Source organism: Rhodococcus sp. YH1 (assembly GCF_009939605.1).
Taxonomy (GTDB): Bacteria; Actinomycetota; Actinomycetes; order Mycobacteriales; family Mycobacteriaceae; genus Rhodococcus; species Rhodococcus aetherivorans.
Genome location: NZ_WVTE01000083.1, coordinates 1 through 9446, shown reverse-complemented (window position 1 = coordinate 9446; position 9446 = coordinate 1). Strand labels below are relative to the sequence as shown.

General features: G+C 73.2%; 9 protein-coding genes. 5 read left to right on the top strand and 4 right to left on the bottom strand.

The features are described from left to right. Positions 1 to 91: 91 nt before the first annotated feature. From pth to AIIKEEIJ_RS08260, 4 genes are all read right to left on the bottom strand, one after another. Positions 92 to 664: an aminoacyl-tRNA hydrolase gene (gene pth, locus AIIKEEIJ_RS08275; RefSeq protein WP_006938920.1), complete on the bottom strand. Its 573-nt coding sequence runs from the start codon at positions 662 to 664 to the stop codon at positions 92 to 94. Between the two features lie 101 nt (positions 665 to 765). After that, entirely contained in the window at positions 766 to 1371 is a 606-nt protein-coding gene (locus AIIKEEIJ_RS08270; RefSeq protein WP_006938918.1) for a 50S ribosomal protein L25/general stress protein Ctc, read from the bottom strand. Positions 1372 to 1576: 205 nt separating this feature from the next. Further along, positions 1577 to 3046 (bottom strand): FAD-binding protein, encoded by a 1470-nt coding sequence (locus tag AIIKEEIJ_RS08265; protein ID WP_161995401.1) that lies wholly within the window; start codon positions 3044 to 3046, stop codon positions 1577 to 1579. A gap of 89 nt (positions 3047 to 3135) precedes the next feature. Beyond that, the gene (locus AIIKEEIJ_RS08260; protein WP_006938916.1) at positions 3136 to 4314 is read right to left on the bottom strand and encodes an aminotransferase class V-fold PLP-dependent enzyme; all 1179 of its coding nucleotides are present in this window, start codon (positions 4312 to 4314) and stop codon (positions 3136 to 3138) included. 45 nt (positions 4315 to 4359) lie between these two features. Between AIIKEEIJ_RS08260 and AIIKEEIJ_RS08255 the strand changes: the two genes are divergently transcribed. The 5 genes from AIIKEEIJ_RS08255 to AIIKEEIJ_RS08235 form a co-directional block, all read left to right on the top strand. Beyond that, entirely contained in the window at positions 4360 to 5604 is a 1245-nt protein-coding gene (locus AIIKEEIJ_RS08255; protein WP_161995400.1) for an amino acid permease, read from the top strand. Between the two features lie 79 nt (positions 5605 to 5683). Then, complete coding sequence (egtA, locus tag AIIKEEIJ_RS08250) at positions 5684 to 6916, top strand: ergothioneine biosynthesis glutamate--cysteine ligase EgtA (protein WP_029542112.1); 1233 nt, start codon at positions 5684 to 5686, stop codon at positions 6914 to 6916. Continuing rightward, positions 6913 to 8208 carry an ergothioneine biosynthesis protein EgtB gene (gene egtB, locus AIIKEEIJ_RS08245; RefSeq protein ID WP_065922876.1) on the top strand — a complete coding sequence of 432 codons (1296 nt, stop codon included), beginning with the start codon at positions 6913 to 6915 and terminating at the stop codon, positions 8206 to 8208. The genes egtA and egtB overlap by 4 nt, the downstream gene beginning before the upstream one ends. Next, on the top strand, positions 8201 to 8947 hold the full coding sequence (egtC, locus tag AIIKEEIJ_RS08240; protein WP_006938912.1) for an ergothioneine biosynthesis protein EgtC: 747 nt from the start codon (positions 8201 to 8203) through the stop codon (positions 8945 to 8947). The genes egtB and egtC overlap by 8 nt, the downstream gene beginning before the upstream one ends. Further along, on the top strand, positions 8944 to 9446 hold a 503-nt coding region (locus tag AIIKEEIJ_RS08235), incomplete at its 3' end, for an L-histidine N(alpha)-methyltransferase (protein WP_238406262.1). The genes egtC and AIIKEEIJ_RS08235, both read left to right, overlap by 4 nt.

Sequence of the window (9446 nt, the reverse complement as noted above, 5' to 3'; positions counted from 1 at the left end):
GCACCTGCTGGGCGGCTGACGCCGCGCTCAGTGCACCTGCTGGGCGGCTGACGCCGCGCTCAGTGCACCTGCTGGGCGGCTGACGCCGCGCTCAGTGCAGCCTGTTCTGCGCCTCTTCCAGGCCGACCCGCAGCAACAGCTCCACCGCGTCGGCGGCCTGCTCGCGGATCAGGTCGAGGTCCTTGCGTTCGGTCGAGGAGAACGGCTTGAGCACGTAGTCGGCCGGGTCCATGCGGCCGGGCGGGCGGCCGATCCCGATGCGGGTGCGCAGGTAGTGCTTGGTGCCGAGGGCACTCGAGATCGACCGCAGCCCGTTGTGGCCGTTCTCGCCGCCGCCGAGCTTGAGCCGGATCGTGCCGAAGTCCAGGTCCAGCTCGTCGTGGAGGACGACGACGTCGGCGGGCTCGACGGAGAAGAACCGCGCGAGTCCGGCGACCGGCCCGCCCGAGAGGTTCATGTAGGTGCGTGGCTTGGCGAGGATCACCTGCCGGCCGTCGAGGCGGGCCTGCACGATGTCGGCGTTGCTGCGCTTGTGCGCGCTGAACTTTCCGCCGACCCGGGCGGCGAGCGTGTCGGCCACCATGCAGCCGACGTTGTGGCGGGTCTTCTCGTACTGCGGGCCGGGATTGCCCAGCCCGACGACGAGGGCGGTGCCGTCGCTCACTTGGCGGTGTCCTTCCGTTGCGGCGGGTGTTGTCACGACGGCGGCGCGTCATCCCGTGGGATGACGCGCCGCTCGTCACGTCACGCGGAGCCGGTGGGGGCTCAGGCCTCCTCGGCCTCGGCGGCCTCGCCTTCCGCGGTCTCGCCCTCCATCGCGGCGGCGGTCGGTGCGGCGACCACGTTCACCAGCAGCAGCTCCGGGTCGCCCTGCAGGGTCGCACCGGCGGGCAGCTGCACGTTGTTCGCGAGGATCTGGGTACCGGCCTCGACACCCTCGATGGACACCTCGACCTGCTCGGGCAGGTTCAGGGCGTCGGCCTCGAGCTGGACGGTGCTGACCTCGTTGACGACCAGGGTGCCGGAGGCGGCCTCGCCGGTGACCACGAGCGGGACCTCGACGGTGACCTTCTCGCCCTTCTTCACGACGAGCAGATCGGCATGCTCGATGTAGTTGCGGATCGGGTGCACGACGACCGACTTGGTCAGCGCCAGCTCCTCGCCGCCGTCGACCTCGAGGGTCAGCAGGGCGTTGGTGCCGTGGGCGCGCAGCACGGCCGCGAACTCACGGGCCGGGAGGGCGAGGTGCTTGGGGTCCGTGCCGTGGCCGTACAGAACGGCGGGGACCTGACCGTCGCGGCGGGCGCGGCGGGCGGCACCCTTGCCGAACTCGGTACGGACGGCGGCTACGAGACGGTTTTCGTCGGACATGCTGAAAGGCTCCTACGCATATGGCTCGAACTGGGGCGGTCTTCCCGGCGAGGGGCGACGCGCGCGGCCAGGAGCGTGGACACGCTCGAGCGGAGCCGCAGCCGCGTCGATCACGGTGAGCCAGCGATTTCGCGGTTCACCCTCGCCGAGACAACTCGAACGACTCTACCGGATCCGCCCGGGCCAGTCGAACGCCGCCCTGCGCTCAGCCGCGCGCGGCGGCGGTGCCCGCCCGCCGGCCGAAGAAACTGCCGTCGCCGAGGGAGATGCCGCTGCAGTATCCCCACGCCGACAGCCCGGCCGCCGCCCGTCCCGCCGCGAACAGCCCCGGGATCGGCGCGCCGTCGACGTGCAGCACCTCCGAGTCCAGGCTCGTGCGCAGGCCGCCGAGCGTGAACCCGCCGGTCATGCCGCGCAGGTCGATCGCCGCGACGGGCGAACCGATCGGCTTCACCCATTCGCGCTTCTTGCCCAGCAGCGGGTCCTCGCCCCGTGCGGCGTGCCGGTTGTACAGCTGCACCGTGGACTGCAGCGCCTGCTCGGGCAGACCCATCTCGGCCTCGAGGTCGGCGACGGTCTCGCACACCCACTTCGGCTGATGGCGCAGCTGCTCCGACGACGTCGGGGCTGCCATCCCCGCCTCGTACGCCGCCTCGTCGATGACGAGGAACGCCTCGTTGTCGTTCTTCAGCAGGGTCAGCTGACCGATGCGGCCCGGGTAGGTGTCCTCGGGCACGTATCGCTGGCCGCGCCCGTTGACGAGAATGCCGCGCGCGATCAGCTGAGGATCACAGAAGAACGCCACCTCGGTCGCGTTCATGTGCGCGAGGTCGGCGCCGAGGGCTTGCGCCATCCGGATCGCCCGGCCGTCGTGCTCCTCGATCGACGCGGCGGGACGGCCCACCAGATGCGGCGCGTACGCCCGCACCATGTCGTCGTTGTAGGCGAAGCTGCCCGTGGCGAGAACGACCCCTCGGCGCGCCCGGATCGCCAGGTCGGTGCCGTACCGCTTGGCCAGCAGCCCGACCACCCGTCCGGACGCATCGGTGACGAGGGTCTGCACCCGCACGTCGTACTCGGCGCGGACCCCGAGCGCGGCGGCCTTCTCGGCGAGCGGCTTCAAGAGCATGTAGCCGCCGCCCTGCTCGCCGGTGCGCTTGTTGCTCATCTGCGGCACGTGACCGCGCGGCGCGGGCCGGGCGACGGTGTGGAACGGCGCCGCGTTCTCCCCGCCGGTGTACTGCAGGCCCGCGTCGGTGGGTGGCTCCCACCCGGGCTCGCCCCAGAACTCGTGCTTGAACGGCACCCCGCACCCGACGAGCCAGTCGAAGTGCGCGACGGAACCCGCGCAGTACGCGGCGATCTTCTCCTCGTCCACGCCCGGTCCGAGTGCCGCAGTCAGGAACGCGCGCATGTCGTCCACCGAGTCCTCGAACCCGCAGGCCCGCTGCACGGCCGTGCCGCCGCCGAGGTAGACGAACCCGCCGGCGAGGGCGGCCGCGCCGCCCCACCCGCCGGTGCGTTCCAGCACCAGCACGTCGGCTCCGGCGTCGGCGGCGCCGATGGCCGCGCAGACACCGGCGATGCCGTATCCGGCGATCACGACGTCGGCCTCGAGATCCCAGGCGGGGATCCGGTCGACGGGAACAGGACGGACGGGACTGGTCTCGGTCATCGCGATCCTCTCGAAGTGGTGCGGGGATTCGCACACCTTGACCACGCGACCTGGGGGAGCGGTACCGGCTGTCCCGGTTGCCGGGACGGTCAGGACCGGGTGAGCGACCGCACGGCCGCCAGGAACCGGTCCACGTCGGCGGGGGAGACGAAGTAGTGCGGGGAAGCCCGCACCACCGACTCGAGCCGTCGCGCCGACATCTCGAGCAGCGTCGAGCCGCGCCCGCTGACCGTGACCGTGATCGCCTCGGCGGCCAGCGCCTCGCGCAGGTGCGCCGGATCCCAGCCGTCGACGGTGAACGAGACGATGCCGCTGTGTTCCTTGCCGAGGTCGCGCACGGCCACGCCGGGGATCCGGCCCAGCCCGTCGCGCAGGTGCTCGGCCCGGTAGGCGACCGCCTCGGTCACCGCGTCGACACCGAAGTCGAGCAGGTAGTCGACGGCGGCGCCGAGCCCGAGGCGGGCGGCGACGTTGGTCTCCCACAGCTCGAACCGCGTCGCGTCGTCGGCGACCCGGTACTCGTCCGGGGCCGTCCACTGCGCGCTGTGCAGGTCGAGCACGGCCGGTTCGAGCTCGGTGATCAGCCGGGGGCGGACGTAGAGGAAGCCGGTGCCGCGGGGTCCGCGCAGCCACTTGCGACCGGTCGCGGAGAGCGCGTCGACGTCGAACTCGGGCACGCTCACCGGCAGCTGGCCGACGGACTGGCACGCGTCGAGCAGCACCAGCGCACCGACCTCGTGCGCGGCGTCGGCCACCTCCCGCACCGGGTTGACGAGCCCGCCGTTGGTCGGGGCGTGCACGACGGACACCAGCTTGACCCGCTCGTCGAGGGTGCGGCCGAGGGCGTCGACGTCGATCCGGCCGAGCGCGTCGGTGGGCATCGTCTCCACCGTCGCGCCGGTCGCGCGGGCGCGCTGCAGCGCGGAGACGGCGTTGCTGGCGTATTCGGAGCGGGTGAGCAGGATCCGGTCGCCCTCGCCGAGCGGCACCGAGTAGAAGAAGCTCGCCCACGCCCGGGTGGCGCTCTCGACCAGCGCGATCGACGACGCCTCCGCGCCGATCAGCCGCGCGATCGAGGTCTTCACCGCGGCGAGGTCACCGGCGCGTTCCGCGGCCGCGACGTACCCGCCGACCTCGGCCTCGCGCCGCAGATGCGCGACGGTCGTCTCCAGCACCGGGGTGGGCGGCAGCGACGAGCCCGCGCTGTCGAGGAAGACCCGGTCGAAGCAGCCGGGCGTGTCCCGACGGGCGCGTTGCAGGTCGAGCATCGAGGACGTACCTCCCGTTCATGTCTTCGTGGTTGGAATGTACGCGTGAGCGAACCGACACCCCTGCAGCGGCGGCTCGGCACCGGTGACGCCGTCGCCATCGGGCTCGGTGCGATGATCGGGGTGGGGGTGTTCTCGGCGTTCGCGCCGGCCGCCGCCGCGGCCGGCGCGGGCCTGCTCGTCGGCCTGGCCGTCGCCGCGGTCGTGGCGTACTGCAACGCCACGTCGTCGGCGCAGCTCGCCGCGCAGTATCCGACGTCCGGCGGCACCTACGTGTACGGCCGGGAACGGCTCGGGCCGTGGTGGGGCTTCGTGGCGGGCTGGGGCTTCGTGATCGGCAAGACCGCCAGCTGCGCGGCGATGGCCTTGACCTTCGCCGCCTACGCCGTGCCGGAACCGTGGCGGCGGCCGGTCGCCGTCGCCGCGGTCCTCGCCCTGACCGCCGTGAACTACCGGGGCATCACCCGCACGGCCCGGCTCGCGCGCATCATCGTGGCGCTGGTGCTCGTCGCCCTCGCCGTGGCGGTGACGGCGAGCTGGGCCGGCCCCGGGGCACAGCCCGCCGATCCGTTCGGCCCCGTCGGCGGCGGCGCGTACGGGGTGCTGCAGGCGGCCGGCCTGCTGTTCTTCGCCTTCGCGGGCTACGCGCGGATCGCAACGCTCGGTGAGGAGGTGCGCGAGCCGCGCCGGACCATCCCGCGCGCGATCGTCGGCGCCCTCGGATTCGTGGTGCTGCTCTACGCCGTCGTCGGGGTGACCCTGCTCGCGTGCCTCGGGCCGGACCGGGTGGCGTCGAGCAGCGCGCCGCTGCTCGACGCGGTCCGCGCGGGCGGCTGGGCGTGGGCGGCGCCCGTCGTGGTGGCCGGGGCCGCGGTCGCGTCGCTGGGCGCCCTGCTCGCCCTCGTGACGGGCGTCGGCCGCACCGCACTCGCGATGGCGCGGCAGGGCGATCTGCCGCGCCCGCTCGCGGCGGTGCATCCGCGGTTCGCGGTGCCGCACCGGGCCGAACTCGCCGTCGCCGCGGTGGTGTGCCTGCTCGTCGCGACCGTCGATCTGCGCGGAGTGATCGGATTCTCATCCTTCGGGGTGCTGGTGTACTACCTCGTCGCGAACCTGTCCGCCTTCACCCAGCGGGACGAGCACCGTCGCTACCCCCGATTCCTGCAGGTGATCGGGGCCGTCGGGTGCGTCGCGCTGACACTGACGCTGCCGCCGGGCGCCGTCGGGGTCGGCGCCGCCGTGCTGGCGGTCGGTGTCCTCGCACGGGCGACGCGCCGGGCCGTGCCGTGAGCGTTCACCCGCATCCTGTCGCCGGTTGACGTTAGGCTCGTCCGTGAGCTGGCCCACAGGCGAGGGAGGGGCGGACCGAGTGGTGATCACAGTCGACACGGCGGTGCCGCGCGCGGACGCCGGCATCGCCTCGCGAACCGCCGCCGAACTGCACGTGCGAAGGGTGAGCTTCCGCTTCGGGCCGCCCCGGCTGATCGGGGTGGAACTGGAATGGCTCACGGCCCGGGCCGACGGCACGAGCGCCCGGCCGGAGCTGCAGGCGATCCTCGAGGCCCTCGGCCCGCACGCCCCCCGGCAGCTGGCTCCGGGCTCCTCGGCGCGGCCGTTGCCGTCGGGCAGCGCCGTGACCCTCGAGCCCGGCGGGCAGGTCGAACTGTCGAGCGTGCCGTGTGGCTCGGCGCGGCAGGTCTGCGACCGTCTCACCGCCGATGCCCGCATGCTCCGTGCGTTGCTGGCGCGCCGGTCGGTGGACATGATCGACGCGGCGGCCGACGAACTGCGCCCCCCGCAGCGGCTGCTGCGCACCCCCCGGTACAGCGCGATGGAGCTCCGGTTCGACCGGATCGGGCCGCTGGGCCGGTTGATGATGAACAGCACCGCCGCCACTCAGGTGAGCGTCGACGCCGGCGCCGACGACGACGAGCTGGCCCGCCGGTGGCGGGTGCTGCACGCCGTCGGACCGGCGCTCGTGGCCGCGTTCGCGTGTTCCCCCTCGCTGCGCGGCGCCCCGGACGGAACCTGGGCGTCGCAGCGGATGCGGACCTGGCTGGCGCTGGACGCCGACCGCACCACGCCCGTCCCCGATCCGGCGCACTACCCGGCCTGGGCGCTCGACGCGCCGCTGCTGTGCGTGCGCGCGTCCGACGGGGACTGGCACGCGCCGCCGGGTGCGTCGTTCGCGGACTGGCTCGGCGGCGGTCTCGACGACGAGATCGGGCGCCGGCCCACCGTCGCCGACCTGGACTACCACCTGACCACCCTGTTTCCGCCGGTGCGTCCCGCCGGGCATCTCGAGGTCCGGTACATCGACGCCCAGCCGGGTGCCCTCTGGCAGGTCCCGGTCGCCGCGGTCGAGGCGCTGCTCACCTCGCCGGCCGTGATGGACGAGGCCCTGGCCGTCGCCGCACCCGTCGTGGACCGCTGGCAGGAGGCTGCCGAGTTCGGTCTCGCGGACCTCGAGCTCCGGGCCGCGGCGGTCGGACTGCTCGCCCTCGCCGCGGAGGCGTCGCCGGACATGCGGTTCACCACGGCCCTGGACTCGGCGGCGGCGCGGTGCTGCCGCGGTCGCACCCCGGAGGTCCAGGACCGGTGAGCGGTCTGCGCACCCGGCTCGGCCGGGACCTCGCCCGCGCGCGGGCGCGGGTCCTCGCGCTGACCGACATCGACGACGCGGAGCTCACGGCTCAGCATTCGCCGCTGATGAGCCCCCTCGTGTGGGATCTCGCGCATATCGCCAACCAGGAGGAACGCTGGCTGCTCCGGGCGGCCGGCGGTCAGGGCGGTGTGCGCCCGGACGTCGACGACCTCTACGACGCCTTCCGGCATCCCCGCGCGGACCGTCCGGCGCTGCCGTTGCTCGGGCCGGCGGAGGCCCGCGGCTACGCGGCGGAGGTCCGCGCGCGGGCGGCGGACGTGCTGGCGCAGTGTGCATTCGACACCGACCTCACCCGTGACGGATTCGTCTTCGCGATGAGTGTCCAGCACGAGGTGCAGCATGCGGAGACGATGCTGGCCACGCACCAGTTGCGGGCGGGATCGCCCGTGCTCGACGCCCCACCGCCGCCGCGGCGCGCCGAGCCGCCGGCCGCGGAGGAGGTGCTGATCCCGGGCGGCGAGTTCGAGATGGGGACCTCGACCGATCCGTGGGCGCTGGACAACGAGCGGGCCGCGCACCGGGTGTACGTACCGGCGTTCGCGATCGACACGGTGCCGGTCACCAACGGGCGCTACCTCGAGTTCCTGGCCGACGGCGGCTACGCCCGCCGGGAGCTGTGGAGCCCGGAGGGATGGGTGCACCGCGAGCAGGCGGGTCTCGAGGCCCCCCAGTTCTGGACCCGCGACGACTCGGGCACGTGGTGGCGCCGCCGGTTCGGGGCGGTGGTGCCGCTCGATCCCGACGAGCCCGTGGTGCACGTGTGCTTCCACGAGGCCGAGGCGTTCGCGCGCTGGGCCGGGCGCCGGCTGCCCAGCGAGGCCGAATGGGAGAAGGCTGCCCGCTGGGACCCGCTGACCGGGGCGAGCCGGCGCTACCCGTGGGGCGACGAGGAACCGACCGAGGCCCACGCCAACCTCGGCCAGCGGCACCTCGAGCCGGCCGTCGTCGGTGCCTATCCGGCGGGTGCGTCGCGCCTCGGCGTGCACCAGCTGATCGGCGACGTGTGGGAATGGACGGCCTCGGGGTTCGAGCCGTATCCCGGGTTCACCGCCTTCCCGTACCGGGAGTACTCGGAGGTGTTCTTCGGCGGCGACTTCCGGGTGCTGCGCGGCGGCTCGTTCGGCACCGACCCCGCGGCCTGCCGCGGCACCTTCCGCAACTGGGACCTGCCGATCCGGCGGCAGATCTTCGCCGGCTTCCGCTGCGCGCGGGACGTGCCGGATGTGTAGACACCTGGGATATCTCGGGCCGGTCCGCTCGGTGAGCTCCCTGGTGACCGAGGGACCCCGGTCGCTGTTGCGCCAATCGTGGGCGCCGAAGGACATGCGCGGCGGCGGCACCATCAACGCCGACGGGTTCGGGGTGGCATGGTGGGGTGCCGACGGCTTCGGCCGCTACCGGAACCCCGCTCCGATCTGGTCCGACCCCTTTGTCGCCGAAGGCCTTTCGCACATCAGCGCCGGAGCCGTCATGGCGTCGCTGCGCTCGGCGACGGAGGGCATGCCCGTCGAGCGCTCGGCCTGCGCCCCGTTCACCCGCGACGGCTGGGCGTTCAGCCTCAACGGGCTGGTCCGCGGGTGGCCCGGTTCGCTCGTCTCGCTGGCCCAGCGCCTGCCGGTGGCCGAACTGCTGCAGCTCGAGTCGCCCACCGACGCGGCCGCGCTGTGGCTGCTGCTGTACTCGCGGCTGCGTTCCTCGCGGCCCGAGCAGGCGCTGATGCGGCTCGTCCACGACGTGCTCGCGGTCGCGCCGGGTTCGCGGCTGAACCTGTTGCTGGGCAACGGTTCCGGGTTGTGGGCGACGGCCTGGTACCACTCGCTGTGGACCCTCGTCGACGAGGACGTCGCCGTGGTGTCCTCGGAACCGTACGACGACGATCCGCGCTGGCGTCAGGTGCCGGACCGGCACCTGGTCAGCGCCCGACCGGGACACCTCATCGTGTCCCCCATGGAGGTGGCCGTTTCATGACGGTGGACGTGTACCTGACCCCGGAGCAGCTCGACGAGTCGCTGCGGGCCGACGCGCGCCGCGGGCTGACGTCGTCGCCGAAGTGGCTCTCGCCGACCTGGCTCTACGATGCGCGCGGCGGCGAGCTCTTCGACCGGATCACCCGCCTGCCGGAGTACTACCCCACCCGCACCGAACGGGCTCTGCTGCAAAAGCATTCACCGGAACTGGCCGACGAGGCCCGCCCCGAGATGCTCGTCGAGCTCGGGTCGGGCTCCTCCGAGAAGACGGAGATCCTGCTCGACGCGCTGCAACCGTACATCCATACGTACGTACCGCAGGACGTGTCGGAGGCCGCCCTGCAGCCCGCGGTGACCCGGCTCTCGGCCGAGATCCATGCGGGTCGCGCCTTCGCGGCGGAGGTGGGCGATGGCCTCGGCGATCCAATCGGCAGTGTTCTGCGCACACGGGGGGATGTTGGTGAACGGGCTCTGCGGTCCGGTGATCATGAACATGTTCG

Excerpts from the sequence above, each read along its gene's own strand:
- AIIKEEIJ_RS08270 (WP_006938918.1), bottom strand. The coding sequence starts at position 1,371 with ATGTCCGACGAAAACCGTCTCGTAGCCGCCGTCCGTACCGAGTTCGGC.
- AIIKEEIJ_RS08265 (WP_161995401.1), bottom strand. The coding sequence starts at position 3,046 with ATGACCGAGACCAGTCCCGTCCGTCCTGTTCCCGTCGACCGGATCCCC.
- AIIKEEIJ_RS08260 (WP_006938916.1), bottom strand. The coding sequence starts at position 4,314 with ATGCTCGACCTGCAACGCGCCCGTCGGGACACGCCCGGCTGCTTCGAC.
- egtC (WP_006938912.1), top strand. The coding sequence starts at position 8,201 with ATGTGTAGACACCTGGGATATCTCGGGCCGGTCCGCTCGGTGAGCTCC.